General features: G+C 70.2%; 20 protein-coding genes. 8 read left to right on the forward strand and 12 right to left on the reverse strand.

The window, feature by feature from the left end; all coding sequences use genetic code 11:
* Positions 1-4: 4 nt before the first annotated feature.
* Positions 5-1,510 carry an AarF/ABC1/UbiB kinase family protein gene (locus tag VH112_03505; protein HEX4539287.1) on the reverse strand — a complete coding sequence of 502 codons (1,506 nt, stop codon included), beginning with the start codon at positions 1,508-1,510 and terminating at the stop codon, positions 5-7.
* Positions 1,511-1,672: 162 nt separating this feature from the next.
* On the opposite strand from VH112_03505, the gene VH112_03510 reads away from it, so the two are divergent.
* Positions 1,673-2,527, forward strand: coding sequence for a cytochrome c oxidase assembly protein (locus VH112_03510; protein HEX4539288.1), 855 nt, complete (start codon positions 1,673-1,675; stop codon positions 2,525-2,527).
* A 16-nt stretch (positions 2,528-2,543) separates the two neighbouring features.
* Here the strand turns inward: VH112_03510 and VH112_03515 are convergent, their stop codons facing one another.
* On the reverse strand, positions 2,544-3,173 hold the full coding sequence (locus tag VH112_03515; protein HEX4539289.1) for an alpha-ketoglutarate-dependent dioxygenase AlkB: 630 nt from the start codon (positions 3,171-3,173) through the stop codon (positions 2,544-2,546).
* Positions 3,170-4,639, reverse strand: a complete 1,470-nt coding sequence (locus tag VH112_03520; GenBank protein HEX4539290.1) for an aldehyde dehydrogenase family protein — start codon at positions 4,637-4,639, stop codon at positions 3,170-3,172. Before VH112_03520 ends, VH112_03515 begins: the two co-directional genes overlap by 4 nt.
* Before the next feature lie 186 nt (positions 4,640-4,825).
* On the opposite strand from VH112_03520, the gene VH112_03525 reads away from it, so the two are divergent.
* From VH112_03525 to VH112_03535, 3 genes are all read left to right on the forward strand, one after another.
* The gene (locus VH112_03525) at positions 4,826-6,043 is read left to right on the forward strand and encodes a CoA transferase (protein ID HEX4539291.1); all 1,218 of its coding nucleotides are present in this window, start codon (positions 4,826-4,828) and stop codon (positions 6,041-6,043) included.
* A 197-nt stretch (positions 6,044-6,240) separates the two neighbouring features.
* Positions 6,241-6,564: an STAS domain-containing protein gene (locus VH112_03530; GenBank protein ID HEX4539292.1), complete on the forward strand. Its 324-nt coding sequence runs from the start codon at positions 6,241-6,243 to the stop codon at positions 6,562-6,564.
* 116 nt (positions 6,565-6,680) lie between these two features.
* A complete protein-coding gene (locus tag VH112_03535) occupies positions 6,681-7,025 on the forward strand; it encodes an STAS domain-containing protein (GenBank protein HEX4539293.1) in 345 nt (114 codons plus the stop codon).
* Between the two features lie 20 nt (positions 7,026-7,045).
* Here VH112_03535 and VH112_03540 read toward each other — a convergent pair whose 3' ends face one another.
* Positions 7,046-7,378 carry a NifU family protein gene (locus VH112_03540; protein HEX4539294.1) on the reverse strand — a complete coding sequence of 111 codons (333 nt, stop codon included), beginning with the start codon at positions 7,376-7,378 and terminating at the stop codon, positions 7,046-7,048.
* 295 nt (positions 7,379-7,673) lie between these two features.
* Between VH112_03540 and VH112_03545 the strand changes: the two genes are divergently transcribed.
* The 4 genes from VH112_03545 to VH112_03560 are packed head-to-tail and all read left to right on the forward strand — an operon-like array spanning position 7,674 to position 11,548.
* Positions 7,674-8,654 (forward strand): decaprenyl-phosphate phosphoribosyltransferase, encoded by a 981-nt coding sequence (locus VH112_03545; GenBank protein ID HEX4539295.1) that lies wholly within the window; start codon positions 7,674-7,676, stop codon positions 8,652-8,654.
* A complete protein-coding gene (locus VH112_03550) occupies positions 8,644-10,083 on the forward strand; it encodes an FAD-binding oxidoreductase (GenBank protein ID HEX4539296.1) in 1,440 nt (479 codons plus the stop codon). The genes VH112_03545 and VH112_03550 overlap by 11 nt, the downstream gene beginning before the upstream one ends.
* Positions 10,080-10,841 carry a decaprenylphospho-beta-D-erythro-pentofuranosid-2-ulose 2-reductase gene (locus VH112_03555; GenBank protein ID HEX4539297.1) on the forward strand — a complete coding sequence of 254 codons (762 nt, stop codon included), beginning with the start codon at positions 10,080-10,082 and terminating at the stop codon, positions 10,839-10,841. Before VH112_03550 ends, VH112_03555 begins: the two co-directional genes overlap by 4 nt.
* The gene (locus VH112_03560; protein ID HEX4539298.1) at positions 10,841-11,548 is read left to right on the forward strand and encodes an HAD family hydrolase; all 708 of its coding nucleotides are present in this window, start codon (positions 10,841-10,843) and stop codon (positions 11,546-11,548) included. The genes VH112_03555 and VH112_03560 overlap by 1 nt, the downstream gene beginning before the upstream one ends.
* Positions 11,549-11,558: 10 nt before the next feature.
* Here VH112_03560 and VH112_03565 read toward each other — a convergent pair whose 3' ends face one another.
* From VH112_03565 to VH112_03600, 8 genes are all read right to left on the reverse strand, one after another.
* Positions 11,559-12,758, reverse strand: a complete 1,200-nt coding sequence (locus VH112_03565; protein ID HEX4539299.1) for a glycosyltransferase family 4 protein — start codon at positions 12,756-12,758, stop codon at positions 11,559-11,561.
* Positions 12,758-13,834, reverse strand: a complete 1,077-nt coding sequence (locus tag VH112_03570) for a glycosyltransferase (GenBank protein ID HEX4539300.1) — start codon at positions 13,832-13,834, stop codon at positions 12,758-12,760. Before VH112_03570 ends, VH112_03565 begins: the two co-directional genes overlap by 1 nt.
* Entirely contained in the window at positions 13,834-15,042 is a 1,209-nt protein-coding gene (locus VH112_03575) for a methyltransferase domain-containing protein (protein ID HEX4539301.1), read from the reverse strand. Before VH112_03575 ends, VH112_03570 begins: the two co-directional genes overlap by 1 nt.
* Before the next feature lie 62 nt (positions 15,043-15,104).
* Positions 15,105-16,208: a glycosyltransferase family 4 protein gene (locus VH112_03580; protein ID HEX4539302.1), complete on the reverse strand. Its 1,104-nt coding sequence runs from the start codon at positions 16,206-16,208 to the stop codon at positions 15,105-15,107.
* Positions 16,205-17,167 carry a hypothetical protein gene (locus tag VH112_03585; protein ID HEX4539303.1) on the reverse strand — a complete coding sequence of 321 codons (963 nt, stop codon included), beginning with the start codon at positions 17,165-17,167 and terminating at the stop codon, positions 16,205-16,207. Before VH112_03585 ends, VH112_03580 begins: the two co-directional genes overlap by 4 nt.
* Positions 17,164-18,405 carry an ABC transporter ATP-binding protein gene (locus VH112_03590; protein HEX4539304.1) on the reverse strand — a complete coding sequence of 414 codons (1,242 nt, stop codon included), beginning with the start codon at positions 18,403-18,405 and terminating at the stop codon, positions 17,164-17,166. Before VH112_03590 ends, VH112_03585 begins: the two co-directional genes overlap by 4 nt.
* 4 nt (positions 18,406-18,409) lie before the next feature.
* The gene (locus tag VH112_03595; protein ID HEX4539305.1) at positions 18,410-19,378 is read right to left on the reverse strand and encodes an ABC transporter permease; all 969 of its coding nucleotides are present in this window, start codon (positions 19,376-19,378) and stop codon (positions 18,410-18,412) included.
* Between the two features lie 181 nt (positions 19,379-19,559).
* Positions 19,560-20,186 (reverse strand): ATP-dependent Clp protease proteolytic subunit, encoded by a 627-nt coding sequence (locus tag VH112_03600; GenBank protein HEX4539306.1) that lies wholly within the window; start codon positions 20,184-20,186, stop codon positions 19,560-19,562.
* Positions 20,187-20,230: the final 44 nt, after the last annotated feature.

Below are 20,230 nucleotides of genomic sequence, written 5' to 3' on the forward strand. Positions count from 1 at the left end.
CGGGTCAGGCCCGGGCGTGACTGACGGCCCACCAGGCCGCTTCCTCCACGCCGAGGGGGGTTGAGGGGGGTCCACCGGTGGGCCACAGCTCCTCGGCGATCCGGCGCCAGTTGGCCGTCGCCTCGAGCTGGCCGAGGATGGCGAGCAGACCGAAGTTGATGCGCTGAAGGATGAGGAACGCCGGCGGCATCCCCGCCCACTTGATGACGTCACCGTCCGTGGCGCGGCCTGTGAGGTAGCGCCGGGAGACCTGGCTGGCATAGTCCGCGGTGACGGTTGTGATCTCGTCTTGGCGGATCGGGCCCCAGAACACCTCGAAGAACTCGGCGACGCGCTCGTCAGGCACCGGAGCTCCGGGCGCGATGAAGCCGGCCCGCTCGACCGCCACCCTGAGGGCCGCGGCGTCCGGCTCGAGCACGGCGGTGCGGATGATCTCGAACAGGGCCGCCGTGTCGGCGGGCGTGAACCGCTTGACCAGACCGAAGTCGAGGAAGGTCACCCGTCCGCCAGGACCGAAGAGGTAGTTGCCGGGATGCGGGTCCCCGTTGAACGCCCGCATGCGGTACAGGCTCCGGAACACGAAGCGGAAGATCGTCTCCGCGGCCAGATCGCGTTCTCGCTGCTCCCAACCCTCCATGTCCGAGAACCTGGCGCCCTCGGCCAGCTCGGTGGTCAGGACCCGCTTGCCGCACAGCTCGGTGACGACCTCGGGGATGTGGATGAACGGGTGCCCCCGGTACCAGTCGGCGAAGGCGCGCTGGCTGGCCGCCTCCAGCTCGTAGTCGAGCTCCTCGGTCAGCCTGGCCCGCAGCTCGTCCGCGACGGCCCGCACGTCGAGTCCGGAGAAGAGCATGGGAAGCCCCAGCGACGCCAGATCGAGGTTGTCGAGGTCGGCCCGGATGGCGTTTTCGATGCCGGGATACTGCACCTTCACCGCCACCGCCCGCTGATCGGTGGTGATCGCCCGGTGGACCTGGCCGATGGACGCAGCGGCGATCGGCACCGGGTCCCAGTCGCTGAACAGACGGGTGAGCGGCGCTTCCAGATCGGCCTCGATGACGCCGGTGGCGAGCTCGGCGCTCATCGGCGGGGCGTCCTGCTGGAGCTGGGCCAAGGCATCGCGCGCTGACTCGGGCATGGCCGTGTCGAGGAAGCTGGCCAGCTGGCCCAGCTTCATCAATGCGCCCTTCATGTTCCCGAGGGTCGTCGCCACCTGCTCGGCGGTTCGGAGCTCGAGCTCGGCGTCGAGAGCCTCCCGCCGCTCGGCCGAGGCGAACACTCGCCGGGCCCGGTTGGCCGCCGCGCTGGCGCCCACCTGGGATGCCAGCTTGGCCAGCTCGCCGGTGCGGGCCACCTGGGTGGTGGAGCCCACCGGCGCCGGGCGCCGGCGCCGGTGGGCGCGGTGACGGGCCACGGCCACGCTTGCCACCGCGGCGACAACAGCGGCGCCGAGCGCAGCTCCCACAACCGGTGGCCGGACGCCTGCGCCCGGCCACCTTCTGTCAGTCACGGGCAGAGCTTCTCACTCCGCGAGGCGCTCCCTTCCTCGCTCGCGGAACCCTGCCCGCCCCGCCGGAGCCGCTGTATGCGCCCGCTCGGCGGGAGCGCCATGATGGGGGACGTGGGCCTGATCGCGGCGACAGGGTCACCTTGGTCCTGGCATCTCCACCCAGTGGGGTGGGTCGTTGTCCTGGGCACCGCCGCGGGGTACGTCTTTCTCCTTCGCTCTTGGGGGAGGGCCGAGCGGTCGAAGGCCGGACCCGGTCGTCTGCAGGGAGAGACCGCCACCCGCCGCCAGCGAGCGAGCTTCGGGGCCGGTCTCTTCATCCTGCTGATCGCCCTGTGCTGGCCGCTCGCCGACCTCGCCGACTCCTCCCTGCTCGCCCGGATGGCCCAGCGCAGCCTCCTGCTCCTGGTGGCGCCGCCCCTACTCCTGCTGGGGCTCCCCCGCTGGCTCGTCGACCGGCTGACCAGGCCCGCGCTCGTCGACAGCGTGCTCGGGTTCCTCACCCGGCCGGTCGTCGCCACCGTGCTGTTCAACGCGGCCGTGACGGCCTCGTTCCTCGCCCCGGCCATCAATGGACAAGCCCGGTCGGGCGCCATCGCCGCCGGGATCAACCTCGGCCTGCTCGCTGTGGCGACGATCATGTGGATGCCTGCGCTGCGAACCATCCCCGGCGAGCGTTACCTGTCCACGGGCGGCCGCGCCGGCTACCTCATGGCCCAGGCCATCCTGCCCAGCTTCCCGGCCCTGGTGTTCATCTTCGCCCAGCACCCCCTCTACTCGGTCTACGCCCACGCTCCGACGACCGTGGGCCTGTCGCCGCTGCTCGACCAGCAGGTGGCCGGGGCGCTGGCCAAGGTGGCGGGGCTGGGCATACTCCTCGGGGCTGCCGGCTTCTTCGTGCTGCGCTGGCACCAGGCCGAGGAGGCGGGATCCGATCCCGATCCCCTCCTCTGGGACGACGTCGAGCGCGAGCTGCGCCGCCTCGAGCGTCGATCCCGTCGAACCGACTCACCGAACTGAACGACGTCGGGTCAGGTCACTTGTAGGCCGGAAGGTCGGCGCCGTGGCGGAAGGCGATGCTGACGCGGGCCCCGGCGGCGGCCACCTTGGGAACGCTGTGCTCCCAGCGCCGCTGGAACCCGCCGCCCGTCACCAGCAGGTCACCGCGACCAAGCTCGAACGGGCGCGACCGTCCGCCGCCTCGGGGCCGGGCCAGGAACCGTCGAGGATGGCCCAACGACACCAGGGCGACGATCGGCTCGGCGATCTCACGGGCGATCCGGTCGCCGTGCCAGGCCACGCTGTCGCGCCCGTCCCGGTACAGATTGAGGCCCATCGAGTCGAGCGACACGCCGTAGCGCGCCGACAGGACTCGCCGCATGTCATCGAGGACGGGCGGTTCGAGGGGTTCACCGGACGAGAGGCTCCACGCCGCGGTGAGGCGCGGCTCGGCCACCCGCCGCTCGTACATCCAGCGCGACCGCTGGCCCCAGTCGGTGGTTGCGACCAGCTGGCTGAGCAGCTCGTCGGAGCCCGCCACCCACCCGGGGGCGTGGTCGACCCAGGAGGTGTCGTCGAGCTCCACACGCACGAGACCCGAGAACGACGCGTCCACGTCCGGCCCCGACGCCGCGTCGAGCAGCGTCGGTTGCCAGACGAGGTTCATCGAGCCGGCAGGGCGATGGTCTTGGTCTCGAGGTACTGCTCGAGGCCCTCCAGCCCGTTCTGGCGTCCGATGCCGCTCATCTTGTAGCCCCCGAACGGCGAGTCGGCGCCGTACCACACACCCCCGTTGACACCGATGGTCCCGGTGCGGATGCGCCGGGCAACCGACAGCGCTCGGTCCTCGGATCCGGATGTCACCATGCCCGACAGACCGTACCGGGAGTCGTTGGCGATCCGGACGGCGTCGTCGTCGTCCTCGTAGGGGATCACGACGAGGACGGGACCGAAGATCTCCTCCCGGGCGATGGTCATCGAGTTGTCGACGTCGGCGAACACCGTCGGCTCGACGAAGAACCCGCGGGGAAGGTGCGCCGGGCGACCGCCCCCGGTCATCAGCCTGGCGCCTTCGCGCCGTCCGGCGTCGATGTACCCGAGGACGCGATCGCGTTGCTTGGCGCTGACGAGTGGTCCCATGACGTTCTGAGGATCGCTCGGGTCTCCGTAGGCCACCGATTCGAACGCCCTCTTGACCATCTCCGCGGCGTCGGCGTGCCGCGCCCGTGGGACCAGCAGCCGGGTGGCGATGGCACATCCCTGGCCGGCGTGCATGCAGGTGAACGCCGACGCTCCGAGCTGGGTCTCGAAGTCGGCGTCGTCGAGCAGCAGGTTCACGGACTTCCCGCCCAGCTCCAGGAAGACACGCTTCAGGGTGGGGGCGCCCTTCTCCATGATCCGCTGGCCCGTGGCCGTCGACCCGGTGAAGGAGATCAGGTCCACCCGCTCGTCGGTGACCAGCCGCTCGCCGACGAGGTGGTCGGAGGACGTCACGACGTTGACGACACCGGGCGGAATGTCGGTCCGCTCGACGATCAGGCGCCCCAGCCTGGTGGCGTTCCACGGGGTGTCGGGTGCCGGCTTGATGATGGTGGTGTTCCCGGTGGCCAGCGTCTGACCAAGCTTGTTGAGGGTGATCTCGACGGGGAAGTTCCAGGGGATGATCGAGCCGACCACGCCGACCGGCTCCTTCCACACCCGCCGGCGGCTCGATATGCCGAAAGCCTCCCGCTCGCCCAGGTCCCGTTCCCAGGCGAACTCGTCGATCATCTTGGCCGGCCAGCGGAGGCCATCCTCCAGGGGCGCGTCCAGTTGCGGGCCGTAGGTGAGCAACACAGGGCAGCCGGTCTCGGACACGAGCTCGGCGCGCAGCTCCTCCCGATCGGCCTCCAGTGCATCCTGCAGCTGTTCGAGACAGCGCTTGCGAAGTCCGCGGTTGGTGGCCCAGTCGGTCTCGTCGAAGGCCCGACGCGCCGCGGCGATCGCCCGGCCCATGTCTTCGACCGACCCGTCGGCCACGGGTCCGAGGACCTCCTCGGTCGCCGGGTTGACGTTGTCGAACGTCTTGCCCGACGCTGCATCCACCAGCTCGCCGTCGACGAGCATCCGCACCTCGGCCTGAAGGGTGTCCATGGCCGACATTCTGCCGCCCGGGCCCCCGGAGCGCCTCCCGGGCACAGCGACGGCGCCTCAAGTCGTGGGCGACTGGTCGGCGTCGATCAGCTGGACCAGCGGTCCCCAAGCCGGGGGCGAGGTGCCATGATCGGGCCCGTCGACCCGGGCACGTGCCCCAACGGCACACCGACAGGAGGATGAACCATGAGCGAGGTGCTCGAGGGAGTGCGGGTGCTGGAGGTGGCGTCGTGGACCTTCGTGCCGGCTGCCGGCGCTGTCCTCAGCGACTGGGGGGCCGACGTCATCAAGGTCGAGCATCCGGCGACCGGTGATCCGCAGCGGGGCCTGGTCACCTCGGGGTTGGTGCCCCGGGCCGCCGGCGGCGCCAACTTCATGATCGAGCAGCCCAATCGGGGCAAGCGCAGCGTGGGGCTCGACATCGCCACCGCAGAGGGGCGGGAGCTCCTCTATCGGCTGGCCGAGCGGTCCGACGTGTTCCTCACCAACTTCCTCCCGGCCACCCGACGACGGCTGCAGATCGAGGTCGAGGACATCCAGGCGCGCAACCCGAACATCGTCTACGTGCGGGGCCACGGCCAGGGGGCGCGGGGTCCGGATGCCCAGAAGGGCGGCTACGACGGCGCCTCCTACTGGGCCCGCGGAGGCATCGCCAGCGCGCTGACACCGGGGGGCGCCGACTACCCGGTCACGCAGCGACCCGGTTTCGGCGACCTCGCCGGAGGCATGACGATCGCGGGGGCGATCTCGGCGGCGCTCTTTCGCCGGGAGCGGCACGGCGTGGGATCGGTCGTCGACATCTCCCTCCTCGGCGTCGCCATGTGGATGCTCTCCCCCGACATCGTCGCCAGCAAGCTCTTCGAGGGCTTCTCCACCCCGAGCTTCAACCGGGCCAGCTCGCCCAACCCGCTGGTCAACGTGTACAAGACCAAGGACGGCCGTTTCCTCACCATCATCATGCTGGAAGCGGACAAGTATTGGCCCGATCTGTGCCGGCATATCGAGCGACCCGAGCTGATCGACGATCCCCGCTTCGCCGACGCCGCGACCAGGTTCGAGAACCGGGCCGAGTGTGTGCGCCTGCTCGACGAGGCCTTCTCCTCCCGAACGCTGGACGAGTGGCGTGAGCGCCTGGCCACCCTCGCCGGGGTGTGGGCACCGGTCCAGACGGCGAGAGAGCTCCACGACGACCCCCAGGTGTCAGCCAACGGGTACCTCCCGCAGGTCGATTTGGGCAACGGTCACTCCCTGGGCCTGGTTGCCAATCCGGTCCAGTTCGACGAGGCGCCACCGAGCTTGCGCCGCGCACCCGAGCACGGCGAGCACACCGAAGAGGTTCTCCTGGAGCTGGGCATCAGCTGGGAGGAGATCGCCGCCTACAAGGAGTCAGCCGCCATCCTCTGATCGGGTCAGAAGGTCCACTACGCCCCGTCCCCCGCTGGGGGGATCGCCGTATCGGGGAGTCTGCGATGCGACGCCGACGCCCACACGCCGCTGTTTTCGCCGGCATCATTTCGGCGCTACCGTCTTGGTGTACCGGCTGGGTCGAGGGGCCGGATCGGGCGCGGCGAGCACCACACGGATCGTCGCAGAGGAGGGCAATGAAGCTTCCTGCAGCGTTCGGGTTCAGCATCTCCGACGACGCCGATCCGCCGATGCTGACCGTGCGTGGCGAGGTCGACCTGGCTTCAGCGCCCAAGCTGGCGGCGGCCATGACCGAGCTGATGGACCGGGGCCACACCCGTGTCGCCATCGACCTCGGATCCGTCGAGTTCATCGACTCGAGCGGCCTGGGCGTGCTTGTCGGCTCCCTCAGGCGCCTGCGCGAGGACGGTGGAGACCTGGTGTTGCGAGCTGCGAGCCCGCCGGTGACCCGGATCCTCGAGCTCACCGGGCTGGACGGCCTGCTCCCCGTGACGAGCTGAGCCAGCGACTCCGGTCGACGGCCGCCCGAAGGACGGTTCATGGCCGGGGCCCTGGGGTAACGTGCGTTCAGGCCACCGTTACAGCACACATTCCACCAGGTCGAGGGGGGCCAGTGATGACCAGGTCCGTGGTAGACGTCCGGGCTGGGGACGATCCCGGGACGGCGATCGTCATCCTGCGCGGTGCTCTCGACGTGCACAGCGCCCCGGTCGTGCGGGAGCGCCTCCAGGCGGTGCTCGCGGCGGGTTTGAAGGCGATCATCGTCGACCTGCACGACGTGGAGTTCATCGACTCCACAGGGCTGGGCGTCCTCATCGGCGCCCGCCGGCGCTCCCAGGATGCCGGCGTCAAGCTGTTGTTGGCCCGCCCCAGCAAGGCCACCCACCGGCTCCTGGCGATCACCGGGATGCGCCGCCATTTCACGATCACCAAGGCGCTCCGGGCGGGTACTGCCGCCTGATCGCGGCGGCGGGCTGGCCCCTACTCGTCCAGATCGGGCACGCGGGGAACGTAGGCGCCCCGGCCCATGGCCATGCTCTCCTCGAGATCCGTCGCCTCGTCCACCTCGCCGCGCACCTCGGTGACCCACGGGAGCCGGTCCCGGAGGATCCGCTCGACCCCGGCCTGCAGCGTGGTGGCGCTGATCGCGCACGAGCTGCAGGAACCCTGAAGCGTCACCTCGATCACACCTGACTCTGCGTCAGCGCTGGTGAGCACCAGATCGCCGCCGTCCGCCTGCACGGCAGGCCGCATCAGGTCGATTATCGAGTCGAGCTCGGAAAGCCGCCCGTCACGTTCCTCGTCGCTCAGCACCGTGGCACCTCCTGCAAGATCCAACACCATTGTGCCCTTCATTCATCCGACCCCAGGCCCTGGGCCGGGCCTTCCCGACGCTCGATTTCGTCTGAGCCGGCCGATCGGCCCACTGCCGGGTTGGCTCACGTGCACAGTGGGCACCATTTAGAGTTGACAGGAGCCGAGCTGGCCCCTGGCGGGGCCGTGCCCCACGCAGCACGGAGCGACCACGAGCCCGGACTGGAGACGAGCCTTGGTAAGACAGCGGAGCCCACTCCCCCCCGGGGAGGGAGGTCAGGACGCGGCGACGCCCGTGACCCCCGCGGCTCCCGTCGGCTCCTCCACTTCGGGCGCAGCGCCGGGACCTCCGCCCGAGACGACCCAGGACATCCAGAGCGGACGGGGCCGTCACCGCAAGGACTCCCTTCCCGCCGGTCTCCTGCGCACGGCGCGCCCCCGCCAGTGGGTCAAGAACGTGCTGGTGTTCGCGGCACCGGGCGCGGCCGGCGTGCTCGGGCACCCCGGCCCCTTCCTCCGCACCCTGGCGGCGTTCGGGATCTTCTGTGTGACCGCCAGCGGGATCTACTTCGTCAACGACGCCGTCGACCGGGCCGCCGACCGACTGCATCCCACCAAGCGGTACCGGCCGGTGGCGTCGGGCATCGTCCCTGTCAACCTGGCCGTGGGCGTGGGTGTCGGCCTCATGGTCGCGGGCATCCTGCTCGCCCTCCTGGTGAAGGGACAGCTGGCGCTGGTCGTCAGCATCTACGTCGGCATCACCTTCACCTACAACCTGTGGCTCAAGGACGAAGCCGTGGTCGACCTGGCCGCCGTAGCCTCCGGCTTCGTGCTGCGTGCAATCGCCGGTGGCGTGGCCGCTGGAGTCGTGCTGTCGAACTGGTTCCTGATCGTGGCCTCGTTCGGATCGCTGTTCATGGTCGCGGGGAAGCGGCATGCCGAGCACCTCGACCTCGGAGACAGCCGGGAGGACCACCGGGCCACCCTCGGTCAGTACTCGCTGTCCTTCCTCCGCTACGTGCGCTCGGTGGCGTCAGCGGTGGCCATCGCCGGCTACTGCGTGTGGGCGTTCGAGAAGGCAGCGGTCGCGGGTCACGGGGCGATCTGGTTCCAGCTGTCGATCGCCCCCTTCGTGCTCGCCGTCCTCCGCTACGCCCTGCTGCTCGACGCCGGGCAGGGCGGCGCTCCCGAGGACATCGTCCTCGGGGACCGCGCCATCGAGGTGATGGGAGCGGCGTGGATCTTCCTCTTCGCCCTTGGCGTCTATGCCGTCTGAGCGCACCCCGTCACGTACCGTCGAGCTGCTGACCGGCTGGGGTCGCACCGCCCCGACGGCGGCCGAGGTGGATCGTCCCTCGCGCGCCGAGCACGTCGGGGAGGCCATGAGCTCGACGCCGGACCGGGGCCTGATCGCCCGGGGCCTGGGGCGCAGCTACGGCGACGCCGCCCAGTGCGCCGGAGGTGTGGTGATCGACGCCACCGGACTGGACCGGATCCGGGGCGCCGACCTCACGACAGGCGAGATCACTGTCGACGCCGGAGTCAGTCTCGACACCCTGATGAAGGTGTTCCTCCCTCACGGCTGGTTCGTGCCGGTCACGCCGGGGACCCGCTTCGTCACCGTCGGCGGGGCGATCGCGGCCGACATCCACGGCAAGAACCACCACCGCGACGGGAGCTTCGCGTCCCACGTCAGCGCCTTCACCCTCGCCACCCCGACCGGTCATCGCCGGGTGACACCTGGCGATGACCCAGAGCTGTTCTGGGCGACCGCCGGCGGGCTCGGGTTGACCGGCGTCGTTCTCGAGGCCACGCTCCGCCTGATGCCCGTCGAGACGACCCGCATGCGGGTAGACGCCGAGCGGGCCAACGACCTCGACGACGTCCTGGCCCGCATGGACAGCCGGGACCACCTTTACCAGTACTCGGTCGCGTGGATCGACTGCCTGGCTCGGGGGCGTTCCCTCGGGCGCTCGGTCCTGACCCGCGGCGACCACGCCCGCCTCGACGAGCTGCCCCCGGACGAGCGGCCCACGGCGCGGGAGTTCGCCCCCTCGATCCTCTTGGAGGCCCCCCCGGTCGTTCCCGACGGCCTGCTCAACCGGCTGACCGTGGCCGCCTTCAACGAGCTCTGGTTCCGCAAGGCACCCAAGCGGGACGAGGGCCGCATCGAGTCCCTGGCCGGCTTCTTCCACCCCCTCGACGGCGTCGGTTCCTGGAACCGCCTCTACGGCTCGCGGGGGTTCCTCCAGTACCAGATGGTCGTGCCATTCGGCGCCGAGGACACCCTGCGGGCGGTCCTCGAGCGCCTGAGCAGCGCGGGCTCGGCCTCGTTCCTCGCCGTGCTCAAGCGCTTCGGTCCCGCCGACCCCGGACCGATGTCCTTCCCGTTGCCGGGCTGGACGCTCGCCCTCGACCTGCCCGTGGGCCCAGCCCAGCTGGGGCCACTTCTCGATGGCCTCGACGACCTCGTCGTCGAGGCCGGGGGGCGCGTCTACCTGGCCAAGGACTCGCGGCTGCGCCCGGAGCTGCTGGTCGCCATGTATCCGCGGCTGGACGAATGGCGGGCCGCACGCCGTCGGGTGGATCCCGACGGCGTGCTGTCGTCGGATCTGGCCCGTCGGCTGCGGCTGCTCGGGGCCGGCCCTTCGGGCCGGCCCCAGGAGATGGCTTCTGCCGGCCTCACGAGAGGAGACCTGCAGTGAACGACGCCCTCGGCTCGCCCCAGTCGGTGCTCGTGCTCGGTGGCACGTCGGAGATCGCCAGGGCGACGCTCCGGGCCCTGATCGCCCGACGGTGCCGGACGGTGGTGCTGGCGGGACGCGACCAGGCGAGCCTGGACGAGGCGGGCGCCGAGGCCCGCAGCGTGGGAGCCACCACCGTGGAGACGGTGACCTTCGACGCACAGGACGCCGCCGGAGGCTGCCGCGTGGTCGACGAGGTCTTCGACCGTCACGGCGACATCGACCTGGTCCTCGTGGCCGCGGGCGTCCTCGGCGACCAGGAGGCGGCCGAGAAGGATCCCACCGCCGTAGCCGAGATCGTCACCACCAACTTCACGGGACCGGCCTCGGCGATGATGGCTTGTGGAGCCCGCCTGCGGCGCCAGGGGCACGGGGTCCTCGTCGTGCTTTCGTCCGTGGCCGGTGAGCGGGCCCGACGGGCCAACTTCGTGTACGGCTCGTCCAAGGCCGGTCTGGACGCCTTCGCCCAGGGTCTGAGCGACTCGCTGGCAGGCTCCGGCGCCCGAGTGCTCATCGTCCGACCGGGCTTCGTGCACACCCGGATGACCGCGGGGATGAGCCCCGCCCCGATGGCCACGACAGCCGACGAGGTCGCCGCCGTCATCGTGAGGGGCCTCGAGAAGGGCGCCGACGTGGTCTGGGCCCCGCCGCCGCTGCGGTGGGTGATGGTCGTGCTGCGCCACCTACCCCGGGCGCTGTTCCGCCGGATCCCGGGCTGATGGACACCCGGGCTGGCGCGGGAGCCAGCCCAGCAGGCCGCCCCGGGCGGCCGGCCCGACAGCACAGCCAGCCGGTCGCCGCCTTCGACTTCGATGGCACCCTGAGCCGCCGGGACAGCCTGCTTCCCTTTCTCGTCTTCGTGCGCGGCCCGGCGACGACCGCACGAGCGCTCGTCGCCGAGAGCCCTCGGTTCGCACGCGTCATCCTGGGCCGGGCCTCTCGCGACGAAGCCAAGGAGGCACTGCTCGTGCGCCTGCTGTCAGGGGCCGGGCTGCAGCCGCTCTCGGAGTCCGGCCGGGCCTTCGGCGAACGACTGGTCACCCGGGGACTGCGACCGGGAATGCGCCGCCGCCTTGACTGGCACCGCCAGGCCGGCCACATGGTCGTCATCGTCTCGGCATCGCCGGCCCTCTACCTGGAGGCGGCTGGTCGTCGGCTCGGCGTGGACGCCGTGCTGGCGACCGAGCTCGAGGTGGGCAACGACGGGCGGCTCACCGGCAGGCTGGCAGGGCCCAACTGCCGGGGCGCCGAGAAGGCCAAACGCCTGCGGGCCTGGCTCGCCGGCTCGGGCCACGAGCCGTCGGCCCAGCTGTGGGCCTATGGGGACAGCCGTGGCGATGCTGAGATGCTGGCGCTCGCCGACGTGGCTATCTGGGTGGGCTGGCGCCGCCGGTTCCCTCGCCATCCGGCCCAAGGCGGCCATTAGCGCTGCCCGCCTATCCTGCCAGGCGGCTGTCCATGACCAGCCGGAGCTGGCGCTCGTATCGGTCGAGCACGTCGTCCCACCGGTAACGCTCCTCGACGTAGCGCCGCCCCGCCTCACCCAGCGCCTGAGCGAGGGCCCGGTCGGAGACGATGGCGTCGACAGCCACCTCGAACTCGGCGAAGCCCCCGTACGGGATGGCGCCCCCGCTGCGCCGGGCTTGGCCGGCGAGCACGGCGCAGCGGCCTTGCACCAACGCGGCCTTGCGTTCGGCCCATGCCTCGGTGAGCACCATCGAGAAGCTCTCGAAATAGGACGGCACGACGGCAGCCAGGGCGCCGGTAAGCGCCCCGCGACGGGTGGCCTCGTCCACGAAGCCGGTGCGTACTACGTCGGGGTGCGCGGGCAACTCGCTGACCTGCTCGCCCAGGACCACCAGGGCGAGGTCGCTGCGGTTGCGGCGCTTGTAGGCGAGGAAGTACTCGTACAGCTCCTGGGAGCCCTTGTGGGGGTCGACCCGCCCCACGAAGAGCAGGTATGGGCGCTCTCCCACCCCAAAGGCGGCCCGAAAGGCCTTGTCGTCCCCAGGCCGGTCGACCTCAACACCCACGCCGGTGACGCAGCTCGGACCGCTCCAGTGGAAGCGACGCTCGACCAGGTCCTGCTCCTCTTCGGTGAGAAAGCCCAGCGCGTCGGGGACCCGAAAGATGATGTCGAACAGGTTCAGGGACAGCGGCGGCTCGTCGTGGGCGGTGGGATGGAGCAACGTGGGACGGAGGTGGGCGGCGACGGGGAGACCCACGAAGGTTGTCTCGTACAGATAGGTGAAGAAGACCACCACGTCGTAGTCGCGGGCGTGCTCCTCCAGCCAGGGCGCCAACCCCGTCACCTCGGGTCCCTGCAGCCGCATCCACTCCCGCTGCAGATAGAACGGCACGGGCTTGCGACCGGTCACCACCCGCTGGTGGAGGGGCGCGAAGAGTCTCGTCTCACGCGGCCGGCGGACCGGTAGACGGTGGAGGACCACACCGTCGAGCTCATCGGTGCCGGAGGGGTAGGAGTTGGCCCAGTCCACGTAGCTGGCGGCGCAGCTAGTGAGCACCTGGACCTCGTGGCCGCGACGAGCGAGACGGGTGGCGAACTCGCGACAACACTGCTCGGCGCCGCCCGCTACCTCGGCGCCGTAGCGCTGCACCACGAACAGCGGGCGCATCACGCGCCGACCGACCGGAGGTGACCGAGGAGGATCGTGCGGCCGACGGTCGGATCCAGCTCGCGGATGCGACGCCGGCCCCTGCGCACCAGCTCGGCCCGCACGCTCTCCTCACGGGCCAGCACGGCCATGGCCTCGGCGGCGACCAGCGGGCTGTCCTCGGGCTCCAGAAGCAGCCCGGCACCGGCCGTCGTCTCGGGAATGGCGCCGTAGGCGCGCGCCAGCACGGGTACGTCGAAGGACATGGCTTCGATGAGTGGCGCACAGAAGCCTTCGTGCTCGCTCGCGGTCACGAAGACGTCGGCGGCCCGATAACACGCGGCGAGGGACTCGTCGCTCACCCGGCCGATCATGTGGGCCCCGTTCAGGTTGAGCTCGGCGATGTAGGCGTCGAGCGCCTGACGGTACGACCGCAGCCGGTCCATCCCGATCAGCACGAGGTGGGCCCCAGGCTCGAGGTAGGTCACCAGCACGTGGTAGGCGGACAGGAGCCAATCAGGACGCTTGTGGGGCAGGATCTGCCCGACGAAAAGGAACACCGGCCCGTCGAGGCACGACAGGTAGTCGGCCATGGTCTTGTCGGGACGAACCGATCGGAGGGCTACGGTGTCCACGACGAGCGGGCTGATGACCACGTTGCGGAAACCCAGTGATCGCAGCTCGCCAGCGTTGAACTCAGAGACCGCCACCGCCAGCTCCGCTCGGGAGGCGAGCGCCGCCAGCTCGTCCCGCCCGGTGTCGAGCAGCGCGGCGAACGTCGAATCGTAGGGCGCCCAGTGCTTGGAGGGCGAGATGTTGTGGTAGATGAGCGCGAGGGGCTCGGGGCGTTGATGGAGGAAGCTGAAGACCGACGGCTCCCCGATCGACGCGTGGTACACGATGAGATCGGCGCCCTTGCTGCTTGTGTGACGCGAGTAGCGATCGATGGGATGGACCCGCCCGGCGAGGAGCGGATCGACGTGCCGGGCGAAGATCTCTGACGGGCCCAGGCAGCGCAGCTCGTCCTGGAGGTCGAGCGCGGCGTTGGTGATGGCGTCAGCCGCCGATGCCGCCACGAGGACCTGGTGGACCTCCATCACCGCGTGGCGATGAGGGCGTAGTCCTGGGGTGCGAACAACAGGTGGTTGAGCCGGCGGACGTTGGCAGCGCGTACGCCGTCATCGTCTGCTGGAGTCTCCAGCACGTCGTCATGGGGCGGCGGCGCGCGCCAGAGGAGCTCGATGCTCTCGAACCCGGCCTCGCGGAAGAGGAACTCCAGATAGGCCGGGTGGACGGGGCGCTCGTGGGTCGGATCGACGTAGAAGGGGTGGGCGAAGACGTACAACGACTGCGGGTTCACCGTCTCGATCAGCAGCTTGCCCCCTGGGCGAAGCTTGTCGCGGGCCAGCAGTGCCAGGTCTGCGGCCTCCTGGGCCGTGAGGTGCTCGATCACCTGGATGAGGACGATGGATCCGAGGGCGCCGTCGACGAGCGTGGCCAGGTGGGCCAGCCCGTCGCCCTGTTCGACGGCGAGCCCTCGGCCCCGACCCTCTTCGGCCAGCTCAGGATCGATCTCGATGCCCGAGGCCTCGATGCCGAGCTCCTTGAGCAGGGTGAGAAACTCGCCCCTCCCGCACCCGAGGTCGAAGACCGGCGCCGACTGCCCCAGTCGCTCGGCCAGGTCCCGATACCGTTCGGCCAGCTCGTCCCAGCTCCCCCGGAACTCCTCGGCGAAGCGGGACTCCTTGAACCAGGGCCGGAACTGGCGGCGGGCCTCGCGGGCCTCGAGGGCCTCGATCCGGCGGTGGAGGTCGGCCATGCCGGCGGCGGACTCGACCGGTGCCCGCTCGTAGCTGGCCCACCGCTCGACCAGGACGTCGACCATGCCGACCAGGTCGGGGTGGGAGTGGTCGTGGTCGTCAGTGGCCGTGTCGGCGAGCTCGTCGAGGACGTCCCGAAGGGCGTCGGCGAACTGCTGCACCTGGTCGAGGACGCCCTGGGTCTGGCGGCCGGTGACCTTGCCCACCCCCCGGTGGATGGCGCTGCCACCAGGGAGCTTGGACCATGTTTGGATACGGTCGGGGCTGAACGACGAGAAAGCGGCGAGCCGGTCCAGCTTGGCCCGGAACTGCGAGCGGTCGGAGCTGGCCCTGGTCCCGACGATCCGCTGGAAATGCGCCTCCAGGTTGACCTCCAGCCCGGAGGGATAGTCTCCCGCCTCCCGGCGGTCTCGGACCCGGCTCCGCAGGGTCTCGAGCAGCTCGTCGAGATCGGTGGGCAGGGGCGGGCGCTGCTGCTCGTCCACGGCGGCGACATCGTATCCGAGGCCGGTCGTCACAACGGAACCGGGCCCCAGACGCCGGCGGTTCAATTCCGCACGGCCTCCTCGACGACGGCGGCGAGGCGGGCCCGGCTGCGCTCCAGGCTGAGCTCGTCCAGCCTGGCCCGTCCAGCCTCGAGCAGCGAGGCGTGCAGGGCCGCCTCGTCGAGGACCCGGTGCAGGGCCGCGGCGACGAGGGCGGGGCCCTTCGCTGGCAGGACCACGCCAGCCGCGCCCACCGTCTCGGGGACCGCGGCGGCGCCGAATGCCACGATCGGGAGTTGGTGGTACATGGCCTCCAGCAGCGGCACGCAGAATCCTTCGTGGTCGGAGCAGCACACGAACACGTCGGCGGAGCGATAGTAGGCAGCGAGCTCGCCGTCGGACACCGACCCGGCCATGTCCACCGCCTCGGTCAGCCCGAGGTCGGCGACGAACCGGTCGAGCGCCCGCTGGTAGGCGGGCGACGAGACGCCGCCGACCAGGTGCAGCCGGGCTTTCGGATCGTAGGCCTGGCGGTAGGCGGCCAAGGCCTTGATCAGGTCGTGCTGGGCCTTGTGGGGCGCGATGCGTCCGACAAACAGCAGGTCGGCGCCACCGGCCCGGCGGGCCGCCGTCAGCCGGTCGAGCGTCGCCGGGTCGGCGTCGCCGCGCCAGGAGCCGAGGTCGATCAGAAGCGGGGCCACCGCCGTCGATCGAAAGCCCGCCTCGTTCAGCTCCCGGGCATTGAACCGCGACACGGCGATGGCCAGCACGACGTCGGGGGCCAGCTGGACCAGCTGCTGATGGCCGAGGGCCGTGGCCTGGGCCACCTCGGGGTCCCACGCCTCGAGGTAGGCCGACGGGGTGACGTTGTGGAAGTTGACCAGCTTGGGCTCGGGGCGCCCGGCCACGAAGTCGCCCACCGGACTGCCGATCGAGCTCTGGTAGAGCATCCACGATCGGCCCTGATGCCGGAGCCCATGACGCCCATGGCCGAACTGGCGGTACGGGTGCGCCTCACGGGCCATCTCCGATCGGGCCTCGCCGGCGAAGATCTCGGAGCCGAACCCCATGTCACGGAGCAGGGCGCGGACCTGGAGGGTGTGGGCTCCGATGGCGTCGCGGGGCGCGAGCGTCGGGATGAACTGATGGATCGCCTCGGGCCTCAACTGGCGCGCACGCCCACGACGGCGAAGGTGGCGGGACCGTCCGGCCCCTGGCCGAGGTGGACCTCGGCCTTCTCGAAACCACCCTCGACGAGCAGATGCCGCCAGGTCTCTGCGTGGAGGGGCCGACCAGGGCTCAGGTCGGCCACGGCCACGGGAACGGCGCGGGCCCAGGCCTCGGGGCTCGTGCCCAGCACCACCAGGACCCCCCCGGGACGCAGCTTTGCCCTGGCCTGCTCGACCAGGCGGGCGTGGGCGGGCAGGGCCAGGAGGTCGACGAACCCACTCAACACGGCGCCGCCCAGGGCGCCGTCGGCCAGGCCCTCGAGGTGGTGCAGGGGATGCTCGAGGCGAACGTCGAGTCCCGCGGCGGCGGCGCGGTCGAGCAGGTCGTCCCTGGTATCGACGCCGTAGGCCCACACGTCCCTGGCCGCCAGGACCCTCACCAGCCCACCGTCGGCACAGTCGGCGTGGAGGATGGGCCCCGGCGCGCTGGCGGTCGCGGCACCGACGGTGTCGAGCCACGGTGCAGGATCGAAGGGCGGGGCCAGGCAGCGGGCGGCGTCGGCCCCCGAGCCGGCATCTTCGAGCTCGCTGACCCGGTCGTCCAGGAGGTCAAGGAGACGGGTGGTCGCGGAGCCGAACCGGGTGAGCTGGTCGGCGAGGTAGTCGAGGTACCACCACATCATCTTGCGGAGGGCGCCCTTGGCCAGCTGACCGCCGGGGATGTTGGACCGAACCGGCACGTCGACGTCCACGTGCGAGGATCGTTCGGCCACCTCGAGGACAGCGCGGAATGCCCCGTTGTCGCGATCGGGCGCCTGGGCGGCGAAGGCGTCGTCGAGCCCCCGCTCGAAGCTCGGCAGCAGCTGGCCGGTCGTCCTGCGCCGGCGGACCTCGTCGTTGATGTCAGCGAGAACAGCCCGCTCGAGGGGCTCGCCGCCGCCGTCGCCGCCGCTCACCGCGTTGCCTGCTCCTCCAGGGACGACCAGCGCCCGTCGATCCGCAACGGGAGGGACACCGCGCCCTGCTTCTTGGTCGGGTTCATGACCTGGAAGCGGCTCTTCTGCTCCCACAAGTCGTACACGGTGCTCTCGTCGGCGGTGTGGATCCCGATGCTGACGTCGTAGCTGCCGTCCAGGAGTGGCACCGACTCGAATGTGAAGACAATCTCGCCCGGCCCCTCGAGGCGGCCGACCGGTTGACCCTCGATCTCGGTGTTGGAGCCGAAGACGAGCTCGCCCTTGATGTTGTAGACGGCGATACCGATGACCGGATCCTCGACGGGGACCACGGCATCGAAGGAGACCCGCACCCGGAGCGGCTCGCCAGGCAGCAGATAGGGCCGGTCGTCGTCGCCGCCATACTCGACGGCGACGGTGGTGATGCGAACCTGCAGGTTTCTCATGCCCGCCTGCGCCGACTGCGATCCGTCGGCGGCCACCTCCTCCGGCTCCAGCTGCTCCCCGGCGGCGAGCAGGCGCTCACGGAAGATGCGGATGGCCTCACCGGGGCTGCCTGATCCCGCGACCTGCCCATGGTCGAGCACGTAGCCGCTGTTGCACACCTGTCGGATGAGGTCCGGGGCATGCGAGACGACAACGATCGTGCGGCCCTCGGTCTGGAAGCGGTTGATGCGCTCGAGGCACTTGCGCTGGAAGTTCTCGTCACCGACGGCCAGCACCTCGTCGATGAGGAGCACGTCGGGCTCGACGTTGACCGCCACTGCGAACCCCAGCCGTGTGTACATGCCCGACGAGTAGTACTTCACCTGGTTGTCGATGAACTGCTCCAGCTCGGCGAAGGCCACGATGTCGTCGAACCGACGCTCGATCTCCCTCTTGGGCATCCCCAGGAGCGAGGCGTTGAGGAAGATGTTGTCCCGCCCCGAAAGCTCCGGTTGGAAGCCGGTCCCGAGCTCGAGCATGGCCGCCAGCTGACCGCGCACGATGATCTGGCCGCTGGTGGGCTGGATGATGCCGGCGATGCACTTCAAGAGGGTGGACTTGCCCGACCCGTTGGCCCCGAGGAGGCCGACAGTCTGTCCCTCGGGTATCTCGATCTCGATGTCGTGGAGAGCCCAGAACTCCTCGTACGGGATGCGGTTGAGGTGGATCACCCGCTCCTTCAGCGAGGTGTACTTCTCGTGATAGAGCCGGAACTGCTTCGAGATCTTCTCGACCTTGATCGCTGCGGCCACCTGCTCAGAGCTCCTCGGCGAAGTTGCCCTCGAGCCGCCCGAAGACGGTCAGGGCACCGATGAACGCCGCCGCCGAGACGCCCAGGACGATGAGCAACAGCCACAGGTACTCGCCCGGCCCCCACAGGGGCAGGATCTGGACGACCTTGCCGTCGGTGCCGACGGGCATGGGCTTGGCGTACAGGGCCCGCTGGAACGTCATGACGATCGGGGTCACCGGGTTGAGCAGATAGATCCAGGTGATGCCGTGCTGGGACAGGCGGGAGGCGATCGTCTGGTACGCGTACACGATCGGGGTGCCCCAGAACCACGCCACCAGCACGAGCTCGAGCAGGTGCTGGGTGTCGCGGAGATAGACGTTGATGGCCGAGAGGAACACCGCTAGGGCGGCGGCCAGCACGACGAGGGCCAGCATGGCGGGCAGGAGCAGGGGCAGGTAGTGCAGCGCCGGTTTGAACTGGAACGCGGCCAGCGCGATCAGCAGCACGATGCCCTGGAGGAAGAAGAAGACCAGGGCCGCCCCGACGGAGGCCAGGGCGAGCATCTCGCGAGGGAAGGCGACCTTCTTGATGAGCCCGGCGCCGCCCACTACGGCCGTGGTCGCGCCCATGACAGCGGCGGAGAAGAAGTTCCATACCACCAGCCCACAGAGGAGGAAGATGGCAAAGTACGGGATCGTGTTGCGGAGGGCGATCTGGAACACGAAGAAGAACACGGCCAGGTACAGCGCCGGGTTGAGCATCGACCACGCGAACCCCAGCACGCTGTCCTTGTACTTGACCTTGAGCTCCTTGCCGATCAGCCCTATCAGCAGCTCCCGATGACGCCACAGGTCGGGGAGCCGGCGCCACACCGTGACGTTGGAGGAGACGACGCGGGTGGGCGTGTTGCGGCGACGGCGATCGACCCCCTCCGGATCGCTCGTTGGGGTGGGCTCGCCGGAGGCAGGGGCGCGCTGGGCTTCGATCGACATACCGTCCTAACAAGCGATCCGTGGCGCCAGGTTCGGGCAAAAGGCAGACGTGATAAGAATCAGGCTACCGCCCCGCTCATGGCGTGACGTGCAGGTCCATGGGCTCTCGGCGGAGCGGTCCGGCCGGCGCCCGGTGCCAGAGCCGGACCGGCGACCTCGCCGACGACTCTCCGGCCGTCCCTTAGGTGGCGATCGCGGCGGCCACCGAGCGTTCGATCACCTGGTCGATGAACCCGTAGTCCCGGGCCTCCTCGGCGGTGAACCAGCGGTCCCGGTCCGAGTCGGTCTCGATCCGCTCGACGGGCTGGCCGGTGTGGAATGCGATGCGCTCGGCCATCATGCGCTTGAGGTAGACGATCTGCTCGGCCTGGATGGCGATGTCCGCGGCCTGGCCCTGCATCTGGCCCGACGGCTGGTGCATCAGGATGCGGGAGTGCGGCAGGGCGTAGCGCTTACCGGGGGCGCCGGAGCAGAGGAGGAACTGCCCCATGGAAGCCGCCAGTCCGACGCAGATCGTGGCGACGTCGCATCGTACGTACTGCATGGTGTCGTAGATCGCCAGCCCGTCGGTCACCGAGCCGCCCGGCGAGTTGATGTAGAGCGCGATGTCCCGGTCGCGGTCCTCGGCCTCGAGGAGCAGCAGCTGGGCGCAGATGAGGTTGGCCGACCCCTGGTCGACCTGGCTGCCGAGGAAGACGATGCGCTCCTTCAGCAGCCGCTGATAGATGTCGCCGGCTCGATCGCCGGACCCGAGCTGGCCCGTCGGGGTGAGCGCCAGCCCGGCCTGTAGTGAATCCGTGTTACCCATGACAGCCAAGGCTACCGCCCCGGCTCTGCTAAGTCGGCGCTCGG

It is taken from the genome of Acidimicrobiales bacterium (assembly GCA_036270875.1).
In the GTDB taxonomy this organism is placed as follows: Bacteria; Actinomycetota; Acidimicrobiia; order Acidimicrobiales; family AC-9; genus AC-9.

Bases quoted from the DNA above. Each gene is read 5' to 3' on its own strand.
- VH112_03515 (HEX4539289.1), bottom strand. From the start codon at position 3,173: ATGAACCTCGTCTGGCAACCGACGCTGCTCGACGCGGCGTCGGGGCCG.
- VH112_03520 (HEX4539290.1), bottom strand. From the start codon at position 4,639: ATGGACACCCTTCAGGCCGAGGTGCGGATGCTCGTCGACGGCGAGCTG.
- VH112_03525 (HEX4539291.1), top strand. From the start codon at position 4,826: ATGAGCGAGGTGCTCGAGGGAGTGCGGGTGCTGGAGGTGGCGTCGTGG.
- VH112_03530 (HEX4539292.1), top strand. From the start codon at position 6,241: ATGAAGCTTCCTGCAGCGTTCGGGTTCAGCATCTCCGACGACGCCGAT.
- VH112_03535 (HEX4539293.1), top strand. From the start codon at position 6,681: ATGACCAGGTCCGTGGTAGACGTCCGGGCTGGGGACGATCCCGGGACG.
- VH112_03550 (HEX4539296.1), top strand. From the start codon at position 8,644: ATGCCGTCTGAGCGCACCCCGTCACGTACCGTCGAGCTGCTGACCGGC.
- VH112_03560 (HEX4539298.1), top strand. From the start codon at position 10,841: ATGGACACCCGGGCTGGCGCGGGAGCCAGCCCAGCAGGCCGCCCCGGG.
- VH112_03565 (HEX4539299.1), bottom strand. From the start codon at position 12,758: ATGCGCCCGCTGTTCGTGGTGCAGCGCTACGGCGCCGAGGTAGCGGGC.
- VH112_03570 (HEX4539300.1), bottom strand. From the start codon at position 13,834: ATGGAGGTCCACCAGGTCCTCGTGGCGGCATCGGCGGCTGACGCCATC.
- VH112_03595 (HEX4539305.1), bottom strand. From the start codon at position 19,378: ATGTCGATCGAAGCCCAGCGCGCCCCTGCCTCCGGCGAGCCCACCCCA.
- VH112_03600 (HEX4539306.1), bottom strand. From the start codon at position 20,186: ATGGGTAACACGGATTCACTACAGGCCGGGCTGGCGCTCACCCCGACG.